The sequence below is a fragment of the Bradyrhizobium genosp. L genome (assembly GCF_015624485.1).
Lineage (GTDB): Bacteria > Pseudomonadota > Alphaproteobacteria > Rhizobiales > Xanthobacteraceae > Bradyrhizobium.
Map to the genome: position 1 here is coordinate 2,900,132 of NZ_CP061378.1, position 21,787 is coordinate 2,921,918.

Annotated in this window: 22 protein-coding genes and 1 riboswitch; of the genes, 13 read left to right on the top strand and 9 right to left on the bottom strand. The window is 66.6% G+C overall.

Annotated elements, in window-relative coordinates; all coding sequences use genetic code 11:
- Positions 1 to 7 precede the first annotated feature (7 nt).
- On the bottom strand, positions 8 to 934 hold the full coding sequence (locus tag IC762_RS13440; protein ID WP_195789253.1) for a LysR family transcriptional regulator: 927 nt from the start codon (positions 932 to 934) through the stop codon (positions 8 to 10).
- A gap of 113 nt (positions 935 to 1,047) precedes the next feature.
- On the opposite strand from IC762_RS13440, the gene IC762_RS13445 reads away from it, so the two are divergent.
- From IC762_RS13445 to IC762_RS13465, 5 genes are read left to right on the top strand one after another with little or no spacing between them, the layout of a single operon-like run.
- A complete protein-coding gene (locus IC762_RS13445; protein ID WP_210338436.1) occupies positions 1,048 to 2,304 on the top strand; it encodes a CaiB/BaiF CoA transferase family protein in 1,257 nt (418 codons plus the stop codon).
- 56 nt (positions 2,305 to 2,360) lie between these two features.
- A complete protein-coding gene (locus IC762_RS13450) occupies positions 2,361 to 3,581 on the top strand; it encodes an ABC transporter substrate-binding protein (protein ID WP_195789255.1) in 1,221 nt (406 codons plus the stop codon).
- Between the two features lie 18 nt (positions 3,582 to 3,599).
- Positions 3,600 to 4,217, top strand: a complete 618-nt coding sequence (locus IC762_RS13455; protein ID WP_195789256.1) for a DsbA family protein — start codon at positions 3,600 to 3,602, stop codon at positions 4,215 to 4,217.
- Between the two features lie 20 nt (positions 4,218 to 4,237).
- Positions 4,238 to 4,969, top strand: a complete 732-nt coding sequence (locus IC762_RS13460; protein ID WP_195789257.1) for a glutathione binding-like protein — start codon at positions 4,238 to 4,240, stop codon at positions 4,967 to 4,969.
- Position 4,970: 1 nt separating this feature from the next.
- On the top strand, positions 4,971 to 6,245 hold the full coding sequence (locus IC762_RS13465; RefSeq protein ID WP_195789258.1) for a CaiB/BaiF CoA transferase family protein: 1,275 nt from the start codon (positions 4,971 to 4,973) through the stop codon (positions 6,243 to 6,245).
- Between the two features lie 6 nt (positions 6,246 to 6,251).
- Here IC762_RS13465 and IC762_RS13470 read toward each other — a convergent pair whose 3' ends face one another.
- Entirely contained in the window at positions 6,252 to 7,220 is a 969-nt protein-coding gene (locus tag IC762_RS13470; protein ID WP_349629755.1) for an NAD(P)-dependent oxidoreductase, read from the bottom strand.
- A 96-nt stretch (positions 7,221 to 7,316) separates the two neighbouring features.
- Between IC762_RS13470 and IC762_RS13475 the strand changes: the two genes are divergently transcribed.
- On the top strand, positions 7,317 to 8,459 hold the full coding sequence (locus IC762_RS13475) for a 2-methylaconitate cis-trans isomerase PrpF family protein (RefSeq protein ID WP_195789260.1): 1,143 nt from the start codon (positions 7,317 to 7,319) through the stop codon (positions 8,457 to 8,459).
- On the opposite strand, the gene IC762_RS13480 is transcribed toward IC762_RS13475, so the two are convergent.
- The 5 genes from IC762_RS13480 to cobU are packed head-to-tail and all read right to left on the bottom strand — an operon-like array spanning position 8,456 to position 10,834.
- Positions 8,456 to 9,196, bottom strand: a complete 741-nt coding sequence (locus IC762_RS13480) for a CbtA family protein (protein ID WP_195789261.1) — start codon at positions 9,194 to 9,196, stop codon at positions 8,456 to 8,458. The genes IC762_RS13475 and IC762_RS13480 overlap by 4 nt on opposite strands.
- 10 nt (positions 9,197 to 9,206) lie before the next feature.
- A complete protein-coding gene (locus IC762_RS13485) occupies positions 9,207 to 9,368 on the bottom strand; it encodes a CbtB domain-containing protein (protein ID WP_195790119.1) in 162 nt (53 codons plus the stop codon).
- Between the two features lie 50 nt (positions 9,369 to 9,418).
- Positions 9,419 to 9,721: a hypothetical protein gene (locus tag IC762_RS13490; RefSeq protein ID WP_195789262.1), complete on the bottom strand. Its 303-nt coding sequence runs from the start codon at positions 9,719 to 9,721 to the stop codon at positions 9,419 to 9,421.
- Positions 9,699 to 10,334, bottom strand: a complete 636-nt coding sequence (gene bluB / locus IC762_RS13495; protein ID WP_195789263.1) for a 5,6-dimethylbenzimidazole synthase — start codon at positions 10,332 to 10,334, stop codon at positions 9,699 to 9,701. Before bluB ends, IC762_RS13490 begins: the two co-directional genes overlap by 23 nt.
- Positions 10,331 to 10,834 (bottom strand): bifunctional adenosylcobinamide kinase/adenosylcobinamide-phosphate guanylyltransferase, encoded by a 504-nt coding sequence (cobU, locus tag IC762_RS13500; protein WP_195789264.1) that lies wholly within the window; start codon positions 10,832 to 10,834, stop codon positions 10,331 to 10,333. Before cobU ends, bluB begins: the two co-directional genes overlap by 4 nt.
- 128 nt (positions 10,835 to 10,962) lie before the next feature.
- Between cobU and cbiB the strand changes: the two genes are divergently transcribed.
- Together cbiB and cobD are read left to right on the top strand one after the other, a co-directional pair.
- Positions 10,963 to 11,904 (top strand): adenosylcobinamide-phosphate synthase CbiB, encoded by a 942-nt coding sequence (gene cbiB, locus IC762_RS13505; protein WP_195789265.1) that lies wholly within the window; start codon positions 10,963 to 10,965, stop codon positions 11,902 to 11,904.
- A 12-nt stretch (positions 11,905 to 11,916) separates the two neighbouring features.
- Positions 11,917 to 12,882: a threonine-phosphate decarboxylase CobD gene (cobD, locus tag IC762_RS13510; RefSeq protein ID WP_195789266.1), complete on the top strand. Its 966-nt coding sequence runs from the start codon at positions 11,917 to 11,919 to the stop codon at positions 12,880 to 12,882.
- Between the two features lie 4 nt (positions 12,883 to 12,886).
- Here cobD and IC762_RS13515 read toward each other — a convergent pair whose 3' ends face one another.
- Both IC762_RS13515 and cobO read right to left on the bottom strand, forming a co-directional pair.
- Positions 12,887 to 14,335, bottom strand: a complete 1,449-nt coding sequence (locus tag IC762_RS13515; protein WP_195789267.1) for a cobyric acid synthase — start codon at positions 14,333 to 14,335, stop codon at positions 12,887 to 12,889.
- Between the two features lie 11 nt (positions 14,336 to 14,346).
- Positions 14,347 to 15,000, bottom strand: a complete 654-nt coding sequence (cobO, locus tag IC762_RS13520) for a cob(I)yrinic acid a,c-diamide adenosyltransferase (RefSeq protein ID WP_195789268.1) — start codon at positions 14,998 to 15,000, stop codon at positions 14,347 to 14,349.
- A gap of 36 nt (positions 15,001 to 15,036) precedes the next feature.
- Positions 15,037 to 15,252, top strand: a riboswitch (cobalamin riboswitch).
- Positions 15,253 to 15,341: 89 nt separating this feature from the next.
- Between cobO and IC762_RS13525 the strand changes: the two genes are divergently transcribed.
- Genes IC762_RS13525 through IC762_RS13545 form a run of 5 tightly spaced genes read left to right on the top strand, consistent with a single transcriptional unit; the run spans position 15,342 to position 21,787 of the window.
- Positions 15,342 to 15,716, top strand: coding sequence for a DUF1636 family protein (locus tag IC762_RS13525; RefSeq protein WP_195789269.1), 375 nt, complete (start codon positions 15,342 to 15,344; stop codon positions 15,714 to 15,716).
- Complete coding sequence (gene cobW, locus IC762_RS13530; protein WP_195789270.1) at positions 15,713 to 16,747, top strand: cobalamin biosynthesis protein CobW; 1,035 nt, start codon at positions 15,713 to 15,715, stop codon at positions 16,745 to 16,747. The genes IC762_RS13525 and cobW overlap by 4 nt, the downstream gene beginning before the upstream one ends.
- Entirely contained in the window at positions 16,747 to 19,998 is a 3,252-nt protein-coding gene (gene cobN / locus IC762_RS13535) for a cobaltochelatase subunit CobN (RefSeq protein ID WP_195789271.1), read from the top strand. The genes cobW and cobN overlap by 1 nt, the downstream gene beginning before the upstream one ends.
- Positions 19,995 to 21,158 (top strand): precorrin-3B synthase, encoded by a 1,164-nt coding sequence (gene cobG, locus IC762_RS13540; protein ID WP_195789272.1) that lies wholly within the window; start codon positions 19,995 to 19,997, stop codon positions 21,156 to 21,158. Before cobN ends, cobG begins: the two co-directional genes overlap by 4 nt.
- Positions 21,158 to 21,787 (top strand): precorrin-8X methylmutase, encoded by a 630-nt coding sequence (locus IC762_RS13545; protein ID WP_195789273.1) that lies wholly within the window; start codon positions 21,158 to 21,160, stop codon positions 21,785 to 21,787. Before cobG ends, IC762_RS13545 begins: the two co-directional genes overlap by 1 nt.

Consider the following 21,787-nt stretch of genomic DNA (forward strand, 5'->3'; position numbering starts at 1 on the left):
CGGACAGCTACCGCCGCGACGCGCTGAGAAACAGCGGGCGGAAAATGTCCAGAAATCCGGTGGCTGCCGGCGTCAGCGGGCGATTTTTCAGCCGCAGGATTCCGATCCTGCGGATCAGCGGCGGCGAGACCAACTTCTTGACGACGACGCCACGCGGCGCGCGCGGCGGCAGCGCCGAGGCCGGAACGATCGAGATGCCGACATTGGCGCCGACGAAATCATAGAGCGTGCCGAACTGCTCGACGACCGTGCTGTGCTTGAGCACGATGCCATTGGCGGTCGCGACGCTGTCGATCTGCTGCCGCAGGCCGGAGCCGGTGGGCAGCGACACGAACGTCTCGTGGCGCAGCTCGCGCAGGCTGAGCGTGCTCTTCTTGCAGAGCGGATGGCGGGCGGGCAGGATCGCAAAGCAGGACTCCTGCACCGCGTCGTCGCTGACGAACTCCGGGCCGAGCGCGGTGACATTGCCGACGCCGAAATCGGCGAGGCCGCTGCGGACGTCTTCATAGACCTCGCTGCCGAGACCCTCGCGCAGATGGATTTCGACGCCGGGATGCGCCTTCCGGTACTTCAACACGGCCTCGGGCACCACGCGATGGGTGAGTGACAGCAGGCAGGAGATGATCAGGCGGCCCTTGATCTGCTCGCCGAGCGCGCGGGCGTTGTCGACCTGGGTGCCGAGATCGGCGAGCAGGCGCTGCGACGATGCCGTGAACTCGCGACCGGGCGCGGTCAGGATCACGTTGCGGGTCGAGCGCAAGAACAGCGAGACGCCGAGCTGCCGTTCGAGCTGCAGCACCAAGCGACTGACGGCCGACTGCGTCATGCCGAGGTCGGCGGCGGCCGCGGTAAAGCTGCTATAGACCGCGACCGAGTTGGCGGCGCGGAGATGTTTGAGGCTGACCTCGAACTGGCGTGGGCGGCGCGTTCGCATCATTCATTCCATTCTTGCATCAAAATTCCGGATCGGAAAAGATTTGACCTAGATGCCCGCGACGTCAACGATGAAAACAACAAACAGACCGATGCGCGGGAAGGAATTTTCGGATGATGGCGGACCCGAGGACTGTGACGCAAGGCGCGCTGCACGGCGTCCGGGTGCTCGATCTGACGCGCTTCTATTCCGGCCCGTTCGCGACCCTGATGCTGGCGGGGTTCGGCGCCGAGGTCATCCGCATCGACGGGCCGGAGCAGGGCGATCCCACCATGACCGGGCCGCCATTCCTCGGCAAGGACGGCGTCTCGCTCGATCGCAGGCACGACAGCGATCTCGGGCTCGCCTATCTCAAGCGCTGCCGCGCCAAGAAGTCGATCACGCTGAACATGCGCGATCCCGAGGGCATGGAACTGTTCCGCGCGCTGCTGCGCAAATCGGATATCCTGGTCGAGAATCTGCGCCCCGGCGCGGCGGAACGGCTCGGCATCGACTATGAGGCGAACCGGCAGGTCAATCCGGCGATCGTGCACTGCGCGCTCACGGGCTATGGATCGACCGGCGCGGATCGCCGTCTCAAGGCCTACGATCTGATGATCCAGGCGGCGAGCGGCCTGATGTCGATCACCGGCGCGCCGGACAGCGGCCCCAGCAAGGCGGGCACCGCGCTCGCGGACGGCATCACGGGCGCCTTCGCCGTCTCCGGCATCCTCGCCGCGCTGACCGAGCAACGTATCTCGGGGCAGGGCCAGTTCGTCGACGTTGCGATGGCCGACTGCCTGCTGTCGCTGGTGCTGGACGAGCCGCTGGACTGCTATCCGCAGATGGGCATGGCGCCGCGGCAAGGCAATCGCATCATGCGATTTTCGCCCTTCAACACTTATCCGACGCGCGATGGCGCGATCGCGCTGGGGGCGGCCACCAACGAAGACTGGCTGCTGCTGCTGCGGGTAATGGACAGGCTCGACCTCGCGCAGGATGAGAAGTTCATGAACACCGGCTGGCGCGTCAGCAACAATACCGTGATCGATGCCATCGTCACCGAATGGTCGCGCGCCCGCACCACGGCGGAGGCGATCGAGGCGCTCAACAAGGGCGACGTCGCCGCCAGCCCGATCCGCGATATCGACGACATCCTCGCCTGGGAGCATCTCGGTGCCCGCGACATGCTGCAGGCGGTCGAGCATCCGACCGAGACGGTGCAGCAGCGCGTCATCGGTGCCGGCTTCCCGATCAAGATGAGCCGAACCCACAAGGGATACACCGCGCCGTCGCCGACCCTCGGCCAGAACAACGAGGAGATCTATGGCGGGCTGCTCGGGCTGTCCGGGCCGCGGCTCGACGAGTTGAAGTCCAGGCGGGTCATCTGAAGCAAAGAGGCCGGCACATGCATGCCGGCCCATAAGGGGAGGGGTCGAGGAATATCATGGCGAGGATACGAACAACACTTGCGGCCATCGCGCTCGTGATCGGCGGCGCATTCGGGACGTCTGTTCAGGCAGAGGACGCGCAGCCGGTGAAGATCGGCGTGCTCACCGACATGTCCGGCATGTACCGCGATATCATGGGGCCGGGGTCGGTGCTCGCCGCCAAGATGGCGGTGGAGGATTTCGGCGGCAAGGTGCTGGGTCGGTCGATCGAGGTGGTCTCCGGCGATCATCAGGCTAAGCCGGACGTCGGCGCTGCGATCGCCCGCAACTGGTTCGACAATGGTGGCGCCGATGTCATCGTCGACGTCGCGCAGTCGGCGGTGGCGCTCGCGGTGCAGGAGCTGGCGCGGTCGCGCAACAAGATCGTCATTCACGGCGTCACCGGCTCACCGGCGATCACGCAGCAGGCTTGCGCGGCGACCGCCTTCTCCTGGTCACTCAACGCCTATGCGATCTCGGCGCCGCTGCCGAAGCCGCTGATCGAGCGCGGGCTCGACACCTTCTTCTTCCTCTCGGCCGATTATTCCTTCGGCAAGGCGATGGAAGATGCCGCGGCGAACGCCATCAAGGCGGCCGGCGGCAAGGTGCTGGGCTCGGTGCGATTCCCGCAGAACAACCCGGATTTCAGCTCGTTCCTGCTGCAGGCGCAGTCGTCCAAGGCAAAGGTGATCTGGCTGATCTCCGCGGCCGAGGACACCACCAACGCGCTGAAGCAGGCCAAGGAGTTCGGCCTCGCCGAGCGCGGCCAGCACATCGTGGTGCCCTTGACTTACATCACCAACGTGCATGCGCTGGGCATTTCGAACGTCCAGGGATTGACCTTTGCGACGCCGTTCTATTGGGATCGCAACGACGAGACCCGGGCCTGGTCGGAGCGCTTCTATAGGCAGCATCACGCGATGCCGACCATGGATCAGGCGGCGGTCTATTCGGGCACGCTGCACTACCTGAAGGCCGTGGCGGCCGCCAAGACGCTGGACGGCCTGAAGGTCGCCGACGAAATCAGGAAGCTGCCGGTCAACGACATGTATGTCGAGAACGGCTCGGTGCGCGCCGACGGCTGGCTGATGCATCCGTTCTACATGGCGAGCATCAAGTCGCCGAGCGATGTCAAGAAACCCTGGGACTACTACACCATCGAGAAGGTCATTCCGGCATCCGAAGCTGCGCAGCCGCTGTCGGAAAGCCAGTGCCCGCTTGTCGCCCAATCGCAGTGAGATCGTAAAGGAGAGACAATGTCCCGCGAAATCCTCAAGATGTATTCCGACTACAAGAGCCCCTATGCCTGGCTGGCGTTCGACCCGGTGTTCGAGCTGGAGAAGAAGTACGACATCAAGGTGCAGTGGCGGCCGTTTCAGCTGCGCATCAAGGGCTCCGGCCAGCGCAGCGTCTATTCGGAATACAAGGTCAAGTACTCCTACATGGATGCGCGGCGCACCGCGAACGAGCGCGGCGACAAGAAGATCATTCGTGGCCCGTTGAAGATCTACGACACGGCGCCGGCACTGATCGGCGGTCTGTTCGCGGACAAACAGGGACGGCTGGTCGAGTACAGCCGCCTGGTCTACGAGCTGTTCTTCCGCCGCGAGCTCGCAATCGACGAGGCCGATGCGATGCAGCGTTTCATCGAATCGCTCGGCATGTCCGGCGCCGACTACAGTGCCTATCTCGAAGGCGATGGCCAGCGCGAATACGAGGAGGCGCAGCAGGAGAGCCAGCAGGACCAGATCTTCGGCGTGCCGATCTGCGTGTTCCGCGGCGAGCAGTTCTGGGGCAACGACCGGGTGCCGATGCTCGACGGGCGGCTGAAGCAGGCCGGCCTCGCGCTCGCCCGCGAAAAGCAGACGGCCTGAGCGGCCCCGCGGAGGCTCCGATGATCGATCTCCATTTCGCGCCGACGCCGAACGGCTGGAAGATCTCGATCATGCTCGAGGAGTGCGAGCTGCCCTACACGGTCGTGCCGGTGAATATCACGCGGGGCGACCAGTTTTCGGCGGAGTTTCGCGGACTCAATCCCAACGGGCGGATTCCTGTCATCGTCGACAGCGATCCACCCGAAGAGAGAGCGCCGGTGACGATCTTCGAATCCGGCGCGATCCTGCTCTATCTCGCGGAGAAGACCGGACGCTTCATGCCGCGCGACCTGCGCGGCCGTTATTCCGTGCAGCAATGGCTGATGTGGCAGATGAGCGCGCTCGGGCCGATGCTCGGCCAGAATGGCCATTTCTCGCTCTATGCCCCGACACAAATTCCCTACGCGATCGAGCGGTACCGCAACGAGGCGCACAGGCTCTACGGCGTGCTCGACGCCCGCCTGGGCGAAACCGGCGCCTATGTCGCGGGCGACGACTACTCGATCGCGGACATCGCCTGCTTTCCCTGGGTGATGACCCATAAGGCGCAGGGTTTTTCGCTCGACGAGTTCGTGCATGTCCGGCGCTGGTTCGGCGAATTGCGGGCGCGTCCGCTGTTGCAGAAGGGGCTCGCGGTCGGCCGGCGCGCCGTCCGCAAGTCGCTCGACGACAAGGCGCGGGAAAATCTGTTCGGCGCGAGGCCGGCCGACGATCGGCGCGAAACACTCGAAGCACAAAAATTGGATCATTGAGATGACACTGCCCCCAAAGATGCTGACCGGCTATCGCGTGCTCGACATCACCCAGTTCGTCGCGGGCCCGACCTGCACGCGCCTGCTCGCCGAAGCCGGCGCCGATGTGATCAAGATCGAGCTTGCGCCATTCGGCGACCGCTCGCGCTTCCAGGGGCTGAAGCCGCGCGATCCCGCCTACAAGAACACCTCGCAGAGCACCTATTTCATCCAGCAGAACCATTCCAAGCGCAGCCTGGCGCTCGACTTCAAGCACGAGAAGAGCCGCGAGATCCTGAGAAAGCTCGCGGCCAAGGCCGACGTGCTGGTCGAGAACTTTACGCCCGGCGTGATGGAGCGCGCCGGCCTCGGCTACGAGGCGCTGAAGACAATCAATCCGGGATTGATCATGTGCTCGATCTCGTTCGCCGGGCAGACCGGGCCGCTCAGCGATAAGCCGGGCTTCGATTACATCGCGCAGGCCTTTGCCGGCATCACCGGCGTGATCGGCGATCCCTTGGGCAAGCCGGCGCAGGTGCCGGTTGCGATCGGCGACGCCTCGACCGGCGTCGCAGCCGCGATGGCGGTCGGCTTTGCGTTGCTGCATCGGGAGCGTACCGGGCAGGGACAGTTCATCGAGACGACGCTGCTCGACACCTACTTCCACATGCATGAAGCGAACGTGCCGAAGGTGTCGTTGCGCGGCGACAGTTTCGTGCCGCAGCGGGAGGGCTCACTGCATCCGAATGGCGGCCCGGTCGGCGTGTTCGACTGCGGCCGCGGCGAGTTTCTCGTGATCTGCGCGCTGGCGCATCAATGGCCACAAATGGTGCGCGCGCTGGGCCGGCCAGAGCTGGAGAAGGATCCGCGCTTCGAATCGGCGCGCGCCCGTGCCGATAACCGCGTCGAAGTCGGCGAGATCGTGGAGGCCTGGCTGAAAACCTTCCCGTCGCGCGAGGCGGCGGTCGCGGTGCTGGAGCAGGAGCGGATTCCCTGCGCGCCGGTGCTGACCTTGAACGACGCGATGGCGCAGCCGCATCTGATCGAGCGCGGCACGGTGCGCTATGTCGACGATCCCCAGATCGGCAGGTTCGCCATTCCCGGCTCACCGGCGCGCTTCTCGGAATGGGCGCCGCGCACCGACCTGAAGGGCGATTTGCTCGGCGAGCATAATGAGACGATCCTGGGCGAGCTTGGCCTCGCGCAGGAGGAGATTGATCAGCTCTACGCCGAGAAGGTGCTGGTGCAGGATCGCGATCTGCGCGCCGCGAAGACGAAGCAGCGCCGCATCGCCTAGACAGCATCAATCCGGCTTGGCCCAGTTCTGATACATCATCAGCAGCGCGACGATATCCTGGCCGCGAAATCCCTCGGCCAGCGCCAGCGCGTAGAGTTCGCGCGTCGCGGATGCCGAAGGCGTCGGCATCTTGGTCATGCGGCCGAGCTCGACGGCGAGCGCAAGATCCTTCTCGCCGAGCTCCATCTTGAAGCCCGGCGCGAAATCGCCCTTCAGCGCGTTGGGGAAGCGTTTGGTGAAATGGTGCGAGCGGCCGCCGCTCACCGACAGCACGTCATAGAGCTTCGCTGGCTCGACACCGGCGGCAACACCGAGCGCGAAGGCCTCAGCGGCGACCAGCACGTTGCCCATCGACATCATGTTGTTGACGATCTTGACCACCTTCGCGGTGCCGACCGGGCCGGTGTATTTCCAGTCGGTGCCGAGCAGCTTCAGCACGGGCTCGGCGCGTTTGACGTCGGCTTCTTCGCCACCGGCGATCAGGATCAGTTTGCCGGCGCGGGCCTCCTTGGGGCTGCCGCTGACGGGGCAATCGACCACCGCGATGCCGCGTGCGGCCGCGGCGGCGGCGACCTGGCGCATGGTCTGCGGATCGATGGTGCTGAGCTCGATGCACAGCGTGCCTTTGGCGGTATGCGCGACGATGCCGTCAGTGCCGAGCCAGGCCTCGTTCACCGCCTTGGGATCGGGCAGGCTGGTCAGCACCACCGTCCGGCCCACCAGCGCCTCGGCGATGCTCGATGCCATCGCGAAGCCGTCCTTGGTGAGGCGAGCGCGCTGCTCGGCGTTGACGTCGAAGCCGACGACATCGAGGCCGGCCTCCTTGAGCCGTCCCGCCATGCCGGATCCCATCTGCCCCATTCCGATGACCGCGATCTTCTCCGCCATGCGCGTTTCCCTTAAGTCTCGTTCTTGGCCGATGTTCAGCCACCATCTGGCACGATCCTGCGTGCGCGAGCCAGTCCCGCAATGCAGGGGCGACCGACGTCACCGCATGAGACGACGCGAGACAGCCTGCGTTCCCGGCGATATCGTCCCGGGCCGTTGCAATGATGACGAGAGGGACCCGCCATGGCCAATGCCCGACTGCGCGCCGTGTTCATGCGGGGCGGCACCTCCAAGGCGGTGATGTTCCGCAGCGCGGACCTGCCGGCGAGCCGCGATGCCTGGGATCCGATCTTCCGCGAGGTGATGGGCTCGCCCGATCCCAACGGCCGGCAGCTCGACGGCATGGGCGGCGGCATCTCGTCGCTGTCGAAGATTTGCGTGATCGGTCCGCCGAGCCGCCCTGACGCCGACGTCGACTATACGTTCGCGCAGATCGGCGTCCGCGACAGCTTCGTCGATTACGGGGCCAATTGCGGCAACATGTCTTCGGCGGTCGGGCCGTTCGCGCTGGAGGAGGGGCTGGTGCGAGGTCCCGACAGCGGCGAGGCCACGGTCCGCATCCACAACACCAACACGTCGAAAATCATCGTCGCGCGGTTTCCGGTGCTTGGCGGAACGCTCGCCGCGGGCGGCGATATCGAGATCGACGGCGTCGCCGGTGCGGCAGCGCCGATCCGGCTGGAATTTCTCGAGCCTGGCGGGGCGCGGACCGGGAGGCTGTTGCCGACCGGCAGCGCCACCGACGAGCTCGAGGTCGAAGGGCTCGGCCGCGTGCAGGCATCCTGCGTCGACGCCGCCAACCCCTGTGTCTTCGTTGCGGCGGAGGCCGTCGGCAAGACCGGCGATGAATTGCCCGATGCGCTCGATGGCGATGCGGCCTTCCTGCAGCGCATGGAAGCGATTCGCCGCGCGGCGTCGGTCAAAATGGGGATCGCCGGCGATCTCGAAACCGCGGGGAAAATGACCGGCATTCCGAAGGTCGCGATGGTCACCGGCCCGCGCGCGGGACGCACCTTGTCCGGGCGCGAGTTGACGGCGGATGATGCCGACATCTGGGTGCGGATGATCTCGGTCGGCCAGCCGCATCGCGCGACGCCGATCACCGGCGCGATCTGCCTTGCGGTGGCGACGCGGATTCCCGGCAGCATTCCGGCGCGACTGTGCCGGGCAAAGGGGCCGATCCGGATCGCGCATCCTTCGGGCGTCACGCTGGTCGATGCCGGCGTGTCGGGAAGCGATGGCGGCCTGAAGGCCGACTACGGCGCGGTCTATCGCACCGCGCGCCGCCTGTTCGAAGGCAATGTCGTGTATCGAATGCCCGATTAGGTCGAGGCGCGATCGAAGCGCGCGAACACGGCGCTGGTCAGGCCGCCGAGCAACGACCAGAACACCAGGCTGGTCAGCGTCACCGCGACCACGAACTGATGCGACAGCGACGAGGGCACGTTGGTCTCGACATGCTCCAGCTCGGGCGCGCCGATCAGATGCGGCAGCATGATCAGGACCACGCCTGCGATCGCCGACGGCATCGAGCGCCGGAATACGATCAGTCCGAGGCCGGCCGCGGTTCCCAGCACCGCCGTCACCCACCAGATCTGGCGCGACAGCAGCGGCGCTGCCGGCACGCCGGGAAGTTCGGGCGGCAATCCCAGCCCCGGCGCGATCGTGAACACGGCGAAGCCCGCGAGCCCCCACATCAAGCCCTCGTGCCACGAGACCGGCTCGCCGGTCGCGCCGCTGCGAACGGAGAGGAAGCCGGCAAGCAACAGCGAGAATCCGATCGCGGTGAGGATGTTTGCCGCTGCCGTGTAGGCATTGCGCTCCAGGCCGTCGCGCGGCTCCCAGGCCTCCGCGCCCGCATCATGGTCGGCATGATCATGCACCAGCGTCACCTGAGGCGTCGCGATGGCAGCTCCATGCTGATGATGTTCCGCAGCCTTCTCGTAGACCTCGGCCTTGAGGATCAGGGGTACCGTGCCGACCTGCTGGACCGCGGTGACGATCAGGCCAACGATGAACCCGGCAATGACGGAGGAAAAGACGATCGAGCGAAAGGTGCCCATGCTGCAGAGGTCAGTGGCAGGGGAACGCGTTCGAATGGCGCACGTCGTGCGCGGCGTTGTGGATCACGTCGATATGGGAGAAGCCGACGACGCCGACGATGAACAGGCCCAGCGCCATAGCCATCAACGACTGCGCAAGCCGTCCCGCCTGCTGCCCGACGGCGACCGGCATATGCGTGACTTGCAGGTCCGTGACTTGCAGGTCCGTGACTTGGGACTGGCTCATGGTTGCTCTCCGCGTTCTCTTGTGTCGGCTTCTAGCAGCTTTCGGGCGATGTCGCGACTGGTAAGATGCAGATTTGTACCCGGTGCAATGCGCTTGCGCGCAATTTTGGCGCGCGCCGCGGCCCGGAATGCAGCCTCGAAGCGCGCGAAATGACCGAGGCAGGCGTCCGGCGTCGGGTCCGCACCGAGCAGGGTGCGGAAAGCGCCGCGATGAACGGCGCAGATCGCGCCGTGCGCCCCGATCGGGAAGACCAGGGACGCGATGTCATCGCGCCAACTAGCGTCGGATGGTGAACTCACCCGGACCTCGCCTTGATTCCCATTTGGCCTGCTCAAGCTCGGGCCGGTCGCACTCGGCTTCGGGATAGCCGATGCAGAGATAGCCGATGAACTTCCAGGTTTCCGGCACCTCGAGAATGTCGTGGACGCGGACTGGATTGAGGATCGAGACCCAGCCGAGCCCGACGCCGTCGGCCCGCGCAGCCAGCCACATCGAAGCGATCGCAGCCACGACGGAATATTCGGTCGTCTCCGGCATCGTGGCGCGGCCGAGGCCGGCGCCGATCGGGCCTTCCTTTTCGGCGAACACGGCAAGATGGCCCGGCGCCTCTTCGAGGCCGGCCAGCTTGAGCGACGCGTATTTCGCGGCGCGCTCGCCGGAATAGGCTTGCAGGGCATCGGCGTTGCAGGCCTTGAAGTCGTCGATCACGGCGCGGCGCCGCGCTTTATCGTCGACGATGACGAATCGCCAGGGCTGGCTCAACCCGACCGATGGCGACAGGCAGGCGATCTCGATCAGTCGCTCGATGACGCCGTCGGGCAGCGGATCGGTGCGAAAACGCCGGACGTCGCGGCGCCACACGAACAATTCGTGCAGCTGGCGGCGAAATGTATCGTCGAAGGCAACGGTCATTTCAGCTTCGTCGGCAGGCCGGCCACCACGAATTCCACTTCATCCGCGACGTCGGCAATGGCCTGGTTCATCAGGCCGGCAGCATCGCGAAATGTCCGCGCCAACGCATTGTCGGGCACGATGCCGAGGCCGACCTCGTTGGTGACAAGCACGACCGGACTGCGCTGGCGCGGCAGCGCGTCGGCAAGGCGCGTCACCTCCTGAGACCAGTCGCGCTCCGCGTGCAGCAGGTTCGACAGCCAGAGCGTCAGGCAATCGACCAGCCGCGCGCCGCCGCCATCGGTCGCGGACAGCGCCTCGACGAGATCGAGCGGCACTTCGCGTTCGATCCAGTCGTGTCCCCGTCGCGCGCGGTGGGCGGCGATGCGCGCGTCCATTTCCGCATCGAGCGCTTCGGCGGTCGCGACATAGATCGGCTGCCCCGGACAGCTCTTCGCGCGCGCTTCGGCACGCCGGCTCTTGCCCGATCGCGCCCCGCCCGTGATCAAAACCACCGCCATCATGATCTCCTGCACCGCCCGCTATAACCACCAAACGCCGTCAAAGACAAAGCCGAAATCCGCCGCCCGGGGCTTGCGCTCGGCCGATGTCTTGCCCATCAGGGGAGGCCGGGGCGGGAGAAAAGTGCGTGGGCTTTGCGGGAGCGATGGCGGTGGCGATGGCGATGGATGCCCTGATCGGCTGGCCCGACTGGCTGTTCGCCCGCATCGGTCATCCCGTGACCTGGCTCGGCCGGCTGATCCATGCCGTCGATACCGGCTGGAACCGGAGCGCCGATCCGCCCGCGCTGCGCCGCGCGGCCGGCGTCGCTGCGGCCGTTGTCGTGATTGCGCTCGCCGCTGCTCTCGCCTGGGCCGTTCAGGCGGCGCTTGGCGCGGGATGGATCGGCGTCATCCTGGTGGGAATTCTGGCTTGGCCCCTGGTTGCCTTGCGTTCGCTCCACGATCATGTCGCCGCGGTCGCTGGTCCGCTGGGCGGCAGCGACATCGCGGGGGCCCGCGCGGCCGTCGGACAGATCGTCGGGCGTGATCCCGCTGTGCTCGATGACGCCGGTATCGCGCGCGCGGCGCTGGAGAGCCTCGCCGAAAATGCATCCGACGGCATCGTGGCGCCGGTGTTCTGGGGCGCGCTGCTGGGCCTGCCCGGGATCGTCGGCTACAAGGCGATCAACACGCTGGACTCGATGATCGGCCATCGCACCGAGCGGCACGAAGCCTTTGGCTGGGCCGCCGCCCGGATCGACGACCTTGCCAATCTGATTCCGGCACGCCTGACCGGCGTGCTGTTCGTGCTGCTCGCGCCGAAGCCATCGCAGGCGTGGTCGTGCATGCTGCGCGATGCGCGCCGCCATCGTTCGCCGAATGCCGGCTGGCCGGAAGCGGCGATGGCCGGCGGGCTCGGCGTGCGGCTGAGCGGTCCGCGCACCTATCACGGCAGCATCGCCGATGAACCCTGGCTCAACGCGGGCGCGCGTGATCCTGGTGCCGCCGACATCGACGCGGGGCTAAAACTCTATCGTCGCGCCATGCTGGTGTTGGGTGGAGCGCTCGTGATCCTGGCGCTTGTGTGAAGGAGCCGGCGGATGCGTGAGCACGGTGGCAATCTCGATGTCGCGGTTGAACGCTTCGGTGGCCGGGCGGAAGACTGGATCGATCTGTCGACCGGCATCAATCGGTTGCCTTATCCTGTCCTCGACGTCGAGCCCGGACAGTGGAGCGCCTTGCCGTCGCGATCCCTGATCGAATCGCTGCATCAGGCCGCACGGCATGCCTACGCCACCGATGCGCCGATCGTGGCGATGGGCGGCGCGCAGGCCGCCATTCAGTTGCTGCCGCATCTCGCGCCGCGCGGCCGGGCGCGCGTCCTGGCACCGACTTACAATGAGTATGCCGCGGTTCTCTCGTCTGCCGGCTGGGACGTCGCGGAGGTCTCCGATCTCAAAGCGCTTGCGGGCGCCGATCTTGCGATCGTGGTCAATCCGAACAATCCGGATGGACGATGCCACGGCCGGAGCGAGTTGCTGGGGCTGCTGCCGCAGGTCGGCCGGCTCGTGATCGATGAGAGTTTTGCCGATGCCGTTCCTGACCTCTCGCTGGCAGCGGAGGCAGAGCGACCGGGATTGCTGGTGCTGCGATCGTTCGGAAAGTTTTACGGGCTGGCCGGCTTGCGGCTCGGCTTTGCGATCGGTAGCGAGCAGGACATCGCGGCCCTTGCGGCGATGGCGGGGCCATGGCCGGTATCGGGTGCGGCGATTGCGATCGGGCGGCGTGCGCTACTTGACGACGACTGGGCGAAAGCAACGTCGGCTCGCCTGGCGCGCGACAGTGTCCGCCTCGACAGGGAAGCGGAGGTACAGGGCTGGCAGCTGGTCGGCGGCACATCGCTGTTTCGGCTCTATGAGACCGGCGATGCGCTCGCCGCGCAGGAAAAGCTGGCACGCAGCCGAATCTGGTCGCGTGTGTTCCAGAAACAGCTGGGATGGCTGCGTCTTGGTTTGCCCGGGGATGACACCGAGTGGTCGCGCCTCGCCGCGGCGCTTTCGATTTGAAGCTTCAGCGGGCCAGCGCGAGCAGCCCTTCGACGTCGAGATGAGCCTCGATGTGATCGGCGAGCGCATCGAGCGCGCTCTCGACCTTCGCGCCATAGGGTTGATCGGCGGCGGGAATATCGAGCTTGGCGAGGAAGGCCTTTCGGAAATCGTCCGAGGTGAACAGGCCGTGCAGATAGCTGCCATGCACACGCCCATCGGAGGAAACAGCACCTTCCGGCGCGCCATCGACGAGCGCGAATGGCTGCGCGCGATCCGGCCCGTCGGTGTGTCCAATGTGGATTTCATAGGCTGAGATCGGCTGATCCGTGGCGGCATGCACGGCCGTGACGCGCGTCAGTGTCTTCTGTTCGGTCATCACGGTGGTGATATCGAGCAGCCCAAGACCTCGGGTCTCGCCGGCGGGACCTTCGATCCCTTGGGGATCGGTAACACTCTGCCCGAGCATCTGATATCCGCCGCACAGGCCGAGCACATGGCCGCCACGGCGATGATGCGCCAGCAGATCGATGTCCCAGCCTTGCGCGCGCAGGAAGGCGAGGTCGCCGCGGGTCGATTTCGAGCCGGGCAGGATGACGAGTTTTGCGTCGCCCGGGATCGCTTCGCCTGCACGCACCATCACGAGATCGACGCCGGGCTCGAGCTTCAGCGGATCGAGATCGTCGAAATTGGCGATCCGCGACAGCGCGAGAAAGGCGATCTTGCACTGTCCAGGCCTGCGCGCCTCGCCGAGCCCGAGCGCATCCTCCGCCGGTAAATCGCCGGCGCGGGCGAACCAGGGCAGCACGCCAAAACCACGCCACGCCGTGCGTGCCTCGATCAGCCGGTAACCGTCATCGAACAGCGTCGGGTCGCCGCGGAATTTATTGATGACAAAACCCTGGATCATCGCGGCATCATCAGGGTCGATCACCGTCTTGATGCCGACGAGTTGCGCGATCACGCCGCCGCGGTCGATGTCGCCGACCAGCACGACGGGGACACCGGCCTTGCGCGCGAAGCCCATATTGGCGATGTCGTTCTTGCGCAGATTGACCTCGGCTGGGCTGCCGGCGCCTTCGACCAGCACGAGATCGGCGCGAGCCTTGAGCCGCGCAAAGCTCTCCTCGACCGCGCCCATCAGCGACGGCTTCATTGCGGCATATTCCCGCGCGCGTGCGGTCGCGATCCGCTTGCCCTGCACGATGATCTGGGCGCCGACGTCGCTCTCCGGCTTCAGCAGCACCGGGTTCATGTCGGTGTGTGGCGCTGCGCCGGCGGCGAGCGCCTGCAGCGCCTGGGCACGTCCGATCTCGCCACCATCGACGGTGACGGCTGCATTGTTCGACATGTTCTGCGGCTTGAACGGCAGCACGCGCAGGCCGCGTCGCGCCGCAGCGCGCGCGAGGCCCGCGACGATCAGCGATTTGCCGACGTCCGAGCCTGCTCCCTGGATCATCAATGCGCGCGCCATGATGATTGTCGTCAGAACTCCACGCCCGGCTGGGCTTTGATGCCGGAGCGGAACGGATGCTTCACCAGCGTCATTTCGGTGACGAGGTCGGCGATCTCGATCAGCTCATCCTTGGCGTTGCGCCCGGTAAGCACGACATGGGTCATCGGCGGCTTCGACGCCTTCAGGAAGTCGACGATTTCTGCGACCGCCAGATAATCGTAGCGCAGTGCGATGTTGATCTCGTCGAGCACGACCATGCGCAGGCTCGGATCGGAGATCAGCTCCTTGGCCTTCTCCCAGCCGGCCCGCGCCGCGGCGATGTCGCGGGCGCGGTCCTGGGTCTCCCAGGTGAAACCTTCGCCCATCGCGTGGAATTGGCAGAGATCGCCGAAATGTTCCGTGAGCAGGCGGCGTTCGCCGGTATCCCAGGCGCCCTTGATGAATTGCACCACGGCGCAGGGGAAGCCATGCGCCACGCAGCGCACGATCATGCCGAACGCAGAGGAGGATTTTCCCTTTCCGGCGCCGGTATGAACGATGATCAGGCCCTTTTCGCCGCTTTTGGTCGCCATGATACGGTCGCGGGCAACCTTGATCCTGGCCATCTTGGCGGTATGGCGCGCACCGAGGGAATCTTCGGTATCGAGGGCCTCGTCGTGCGTCTCGTCTCCCTCAGAGATCATGGCGTTCCTTCGGCTTGACAAGTTCGAGCCACGGACGAATGGTGGGTCCGCGTTGGTTCCTGTCCTACGACAGGCGAAGAGGGAATGCGATAGGCCAAAACCGGAAGGCTAGGCCCGAAGCGCAGCCGCCCCCGCGACCGTGACCGGAGAGAGACCCAAAGCCACTGGTTCCAGCTGGAATCGGGAAGGCGGGGATCGAAGGCGAAAGCCTGCTCCGCAAGCCGGGAGACCTGCCAACGCAGACGTTGAGACCGGCGGACGGGGTGTTCCGCGACGGGGAACGGACCTGTCTCGACCGGTTCGTGTGCCTCATCGCCTCCGCTGTCAATTTAGGATGGGCGATGAGCGTTACACTTCATGTCTGCATCACGTGCAAGGCCGGCCAGACGCTGGCGGAAGGCGAGACCGCGCCCGGCGCGCGCCTGCATGCCGCGCTTGTCGAGGCCGGCATGCCCGACGACGTCGATCTGGTTCCGGTCGAATGCCTGTCCGCCTGCAACCAGGGCTGCTCGGTCGCGCTCAGCGCCCCGGGGCGGTGGTCCTATGTCTATGGACGGCTGTCGGAAGCCAATGCCAAGGACGTCATTGCTGGTGCATCCGCCTATGCCGCTGCGCCCGACGGCATCGTGCCGTGGCGCAGCCGGCCCGAGATCTTCCGCAAGCAGTCGCTTGCCCGTATTCCACCCATCGCCGTCGTGCCTGAGGCCGCTGAATGAACACGCTGACAAAAGTCCCGGTGACGGTCGTGACCGGCTTTCTCGGATCCGGCAAGACGACGCTGATCCAGCATCTGATCCGGAACGCCAACGGCAAGAAGCTCGCGGTGCTGGTCAACGAATTCGGCAGCGAAGGCGTCGATGGCGAGATCCTGAAGTCGTGCGCCGACGATAATTGTCCGACCGAAAACATCGTCGAGCTCGCCAATGGCTGCATCTGCTGCACCGTCGCCGACGATTTCATCCCGGCGATGGAGCAATTGCTGGCGCGCCGCGTGAGGCCCGATCACATCGTGATCGAGACATCCGGGCTCGCACTGCCGAAGCCGCTGTTGAAGGCGTTCGACTGGCCGGAGATCCGGTCGCGGATCACGGTCGATGGCGTGATCGCGCTGGCCGATGCGGCGGCCGTCGCGGCCGGCCGTTTCGCGCCGGATCCTGCCGCGGTGGATGCGCAGCGCGCGGCCGACGACAATATCGACCATGAGACGCCGCTGTCGGAGGTGTTCGAGGATCAGATCGCCTGCGCCGATATCGTGCTGCTGACCAAGGCCGATCTGGCTGGGGCCGACGGGCTCAAGGCTGCCAAAGCGGCGATCGCGGCCGAGATGCCGCGAGAGGTGCCAATGTTGCCCATCATCGATGGTGCGGTCGACGCGCGTGTGATCCTCGGCCTTGGAGCTGCGGCGGAGGACGATCTTGCAGCGCGTCCGTCTCACCATGACGGCGAAGAGGAACACGAGCACGACGATTTCAATTCCGTGGTGATCAATCTCCCCGAAATTGCTGATGTCGACGCGCTGATCGCGTCGATCAAGGGCCTGGCGCGCGAGCAGAACGTGCTGCGCGCCAAAGGCTACATCGCGGTCGAAGGCAAGCCGATGCGTCTGCTGGTGCAGTCGGTCGGCGAGCGGGTGCGGCATCAATTCGACATGCCCTGGGGCACGCGTCCCCGGCAGTCGAAGCTCGTCGTGATCGGCGAGCACGGCGATATCGATGAAGCCGCCATCAAGGCGCGTCTAGGGGTCTGATGCACGTCGTTTTCCGCGAGAGCCGCGGTCTCGAGGAGACCGCGACACCAAGGGACATCGGCCAGGATCCGGCCGATCTCGTGATGCTCTCGTTCTCCGACAGCGACCTGGCGGCGTTCGCGGCCGGCTGGCGGCGTGGCCGGAGCTCGCTGCCGTCGCTGCGGCTTGCCAATCTCGCGGAGCTGCGCCATCCGCTCTCGGTCGACACCTATGTCGAGCGAACCTTGTCGCCGCAGGCGCGCGGCATCCTGGTGCGGCTGATCGGCGGGGAGCCGTATTGGTCATACGGGCTTGCAGCCATGCATCGGCTGGCGAGGGAGCGCGGCATCGCGCTGGTGGTGCTGCCGGCCGACGGCCGCGACGATCCGCGGCTCGATGAATTCTCGACGCTGCCGGTCTCGACGCTGCGGCGGCTGAAGCTGCTGTGCGACAAGGGCGGACCCGTTGCGGCGCAGGCCGTGATCGCGCAACTGGCGCTGGCGTCTGGACTCTATGCCGGGCCAGTCACCGGCGAGATCGATCTCCCCGAGATTGGTTGCTACGATGCACGGCTCGGCGTTGTCGCCGCGCTGCCGGCGCCGGACACACGGCCGCGGGCGCTGGTGACCTTCTATCGCTCCTATCTCACCGCCGGCGATATGGCGCCCGTCGATGCGCTGATCGAAGCGCTGCGGCAGCAGGGCTTTGCTGCGCACGGCGTGTTCGTCACGTCGCTGAAGGCGCCGGGGGTACGGGATTGGCTGCACGAACAATTCGCGCAATGTCCGCCTGCCGCCATCGTCAATGCGACCGCGTTCTCCGCCGTCGGCGATGACGGCACCACGCCGTTCGATGCGGTAGCGTGCCCGGTGTTCCAGGTCGCGTTGTCGACGGCGAAGCGCGAAGACTGGGCGGAGTCGCTGCGCGGTCTCGCACCCGGCGATCTGGCGATGCATGTGGTGCTGCCGGAGGTCGACGGCCGGCTGTTTGCGGGTGTCGTCAGCTTCAAGTCGGCAGCCGAGCGTGATCCCGATCTGCAATTCGCGCATCTGGCACATCGGCCGGACGCCGAGCGGGTCGCCGCCGTGGCCGCGCGCGTCGCGGCCTGGCACCGGCTCGCGACTAAGCCGGCGCATGACAAGCAACTCGCGATCGTGCTGTCGAACTATCCGGGTCGCCCGCACCAGATCGCGCATGCCGTCGGTCTCGATGCGCTCGCCTCGGTCGAGGCTGTGCTCGCCGAGCTTGCCGCCGCCGGTTTCGACGTCGAGGCAGTCGAGATGCTCGGCGATGTTCTCTTGCGCGAGACATTAACATGGAGCGTCGCCGACTATCGCGTGGCGGCTTCCAGCCTGTCGCAGCAGTTGCAAGACGATCTCGCGCGCGCCTGGGGCGCGCCGAAGGATGATCCCGACTGTCGCGACGGCGCGTTTCATTTCGCGGCGATCCGGAGCGGCAAGTCGATCATCGCGGTTCAGCCCGAGCGCGGCGAGATCGGTCACCGCGATGCTGACTATCACGATCTCTCGCGCACGCCGCGCCATGCCTATGTCGCGTTCCATCTGTGGCTCCGGCAGCAGGGCATCGACGCCGTCGTGCACATGGGCGCGCATGGCACGCTCGAATGGCTGCCCGGCAAGTCGGTTGCGCTGTCGGCTTCGTGCTGGCCGGAAGCATTGATCGCCGATCTGCCTGTCATCTATCCCTTCATCGTCAACGATCCCGGCGAGGCGGCACAGGCCAAGCGGCGGATCGGCGCGGTGACGATCGGCCATCTGCCGCCGCCGTTGGCGCAGGCCGCGGTGCCGGAGGGCCTACGCCGGCTCGAACAGTTGCTCGACGAATATTCGACCGCCGACGGGCTCGATCCGGCGCGACGCCAGCGCCTGATCGCGGCGATCCGCGACGAAGCACGGCTGGCCGGGCTGGAAGACGATCTCGGCCTGGCCGCATCGGTCGCTGCGGCGGAGGCCATTCCGCAGATCGACCGCTTCGTCTGCGATCTCAAGGAGAGCCAGTTTGGCGACGGCCTGCATGTGTTCGGGCAGGGCGCTTGCGGCGAAGCCGAGACGCGCGCACTGCTTGACGCGCTCGCTGGACGGCGCGTCGCGCCGGGACCTGCGGGTTCGCCCTATCGTGGGCGGAGCGACGTGCTGCCGACCGGGCGCAATCTGTTTGCCGTCGATCCGCGCGCCGTGCCGACACCGTCGGCGCATGCGCAGGGCGTCAAGCTCGCCGAAGAGCTGCTGCGCCGCCATTTGCAGGACCACGGCGACTGGCCGAAAGGGCTCGTCGTCGACCTCTGGGGCTCCTCGACGATGCGCACGGCCGGGGAGGACTTTGCGATGGCCCTGCATCTTGCCGGTATCGCGCCGCGCTGGGATCACGGTTCGGGCCGGGTGTCGGGTTACGACATCATCGCGCCCGCGGAACTCGGCCGTCCGCGCATCGACGTCACGCTGCGCGTATCGGGCCTGTTCCGCGACGTCTTTTCGGGGCTTGCCCAGTTGTTCGAGGCGGCCGCCGAGGCGCTGTCTGCGCGCAGCGACGAAGCTGATGAGAACCCCTACATGCAGCGGATCGCGCGCGTGTTTGGTCCTCGGCCCGGACACTATGGTGCCGGCATCGCCGCGATACCCGACGAGTTCACGCAGGATTCGCGTGAGGCGGCCGGCGAAGCCTGGCTCTCGGCATCCTCCTGGTCCCTTGCGTCTGACGGCGAGATGCGGCCCGACCGCGCCGGGATTGAAGCACGGCTCGCGACGGCGGACAGTTTTGTGCATACCCAGGATTTGCCGGAGACCGACCTGCTGCTGGCAGCCGACTACGCCGCCCACGAGGCCGGTGTTGCGGCGGCAGCGGCGCGCCTCGGCACCAAGGCGCCATCGCTCTATCACCTCGATTCGACACGGCCGGATCAGCCGCATGCCCGCTCGCTGACCGAGGAGATCTCGCGGGTGGTGCGTGCCCGCGCCGCCAATCCAGCGTGGATCGCGGGCATGATGCGCCACGGCTTTCGTGGCGCCGCGGAGATCACGGCAACGCTCGAGCACATGGCGGCGTTCGCGCATCTTGCCGGCACGGTACCGCCGCATCTGTTCGACCTCTATTACGATGCGACGCTCGGCGACAGCGAGGTTCGCGCCTTCATGGCGCGCGAGAATCCGGCTGCATTGGCCGCGATCGAAACCTGCTTCACCCGGCTGCACGAGGCGTCGCTGTGGAAGACGCGGCGCAATTCGATCGCGGCGGCACTGCAGGAGGCCTCATGAGCGCGGTCGCGATCAAGGGCTGGTGTCCCGGCGCGCTGCGGCCGATGCCGTCGGGCGACGGGCTCGTGGTGCGCATCCGCCCGCGCGGCGGACGGTTGGATGCGGCGCAAGCGGCTGGGATCGCCGACCTTGCGGGACGATACGGCAACGGCCTGATCGATCTGACTAGCCGCGCCAATCTGCAGATCCGCGGTGTCACCGATCAAAGCTTCCCGCCGCTGAGCGATGGCCTCGCACTGCTCGGATTGCTCGACCCGGATGAGCGGACCGAGGCGCGCCGCAACATCCTGGTGACGCCGTTCTGGGCCGACGGCGATGACACCGCGCCGCTCGCGGCCGAACTCGAGCTTGGTCTGGCGAATTTTCCGTTCGACCTTCCGACCAAGTTCGGCTTTGCGATCGACGACGGCCGTGAGCGGGTGCTGGCGGGCAATTCCGCGGATATCAGGATCGAGCGCGACCGCGACGGAAAGCTACTGGTGCGCGCCGATGGCGCGAGGCGCGGCCGTTCAGTCACGCGCAGCGAGGCCGTGCAGGTCGCGCTTGCTTTGGCCGAATGGTTCGTCGCGTCCGACGGCGACAACGGCGAGCGGAAGCGGATGGCAGCCAGTCTGGCCGCCGGTACGCACCAGCCGAAGTCGCTGCAAGGCGATGCCGAGCCCGCGCCACAGGCCGCCGATCCGGTTCCAGGCCTGTGTGCGCTCGGCGCGATCGTTGGGGTCGCGTTCGGGCAATTGCCATACCGGACGCTCAGCCATCTCGCCGCGTCCGCGCAGGCACTGCGCGTGACGCCGTGGCGGATGCTGCTGGCCGAGGGGTTGCGCGAGATGCCCCGCGATGCCGATCTCATCACGCGCGCCGATGATCCGGCGCTCCGCGTCGTTGCCTGCAGTGGCGCGCCGCGCTGCGGTGAGGCGTTTGCCGACACGCGCGCGCTGGCGTCGCGACTGGCGCCGCTCATCCCGCAAGATGCCCGGCTTCACGTCTCCGGCTGCGGCAAAGGCTGCGCGCATGCCGGTCCGGCCGACATCACGCTGGTTGCGACGCGCGAGGGATTTGAACTGATCCGCGGCGGGTCGACCCGCGATGCGCCGGCCATGCGTGGATTGACTGCTGCCGGCCTCATCGCAGATCCTGCCGCGCTGGCGGGAGGCCGCTGATGCCGCACAGCTACGAGACCGACGGTGCGGCGATCTATCGGCAGTCCTTTGCGACCATCCGCGCGGAGGCCGATCTGGCGCGCTTCACACCCGACGAAGAGCCGGTGGTGGTGCGCATGATCCATGCCGCGGGCATGATCGGACTCGAAGCGCAGATTCGCTTTACCCCGGGCATGGCAGCCTTCGCGCGCGCGGCCTTGCAGAACGGCGCGCCGATCCTCTGCGACGCGCGGATGGTGTCGGAGGGAATTACGCGTGCGCGGCTGCCGGCCGGCAACGCCGTGATCTGCACGCTCGGCGATCCCGCGGTGCCTGTGCTTGCGCAATCGATGCGCAACACGCGCTCTGCGGCGGCGCTCGAGCTGTGGCGGCCGCATCTTGACGGTGCGATCGTCGCCGTCGGCAATGCACCGACCGCGCTGTTTCATCTGCTCAACATGCTGGAAGACCGCGACTGCCCGCGGCCGGCGGCGATCATCGGCTGTCCGGTCGGCTTCGTCGGCGCCGCCGAGTCCAAGGCCGCCTTGATGGCCGATCCGCCGGCGCCGGCGCTGACGGTCGCGGGACGTCTCGGCGGTTCGGCGATCACGGTCGCGGCGGTCAATGCGCTCGCGAGCCGGAGCGAATAG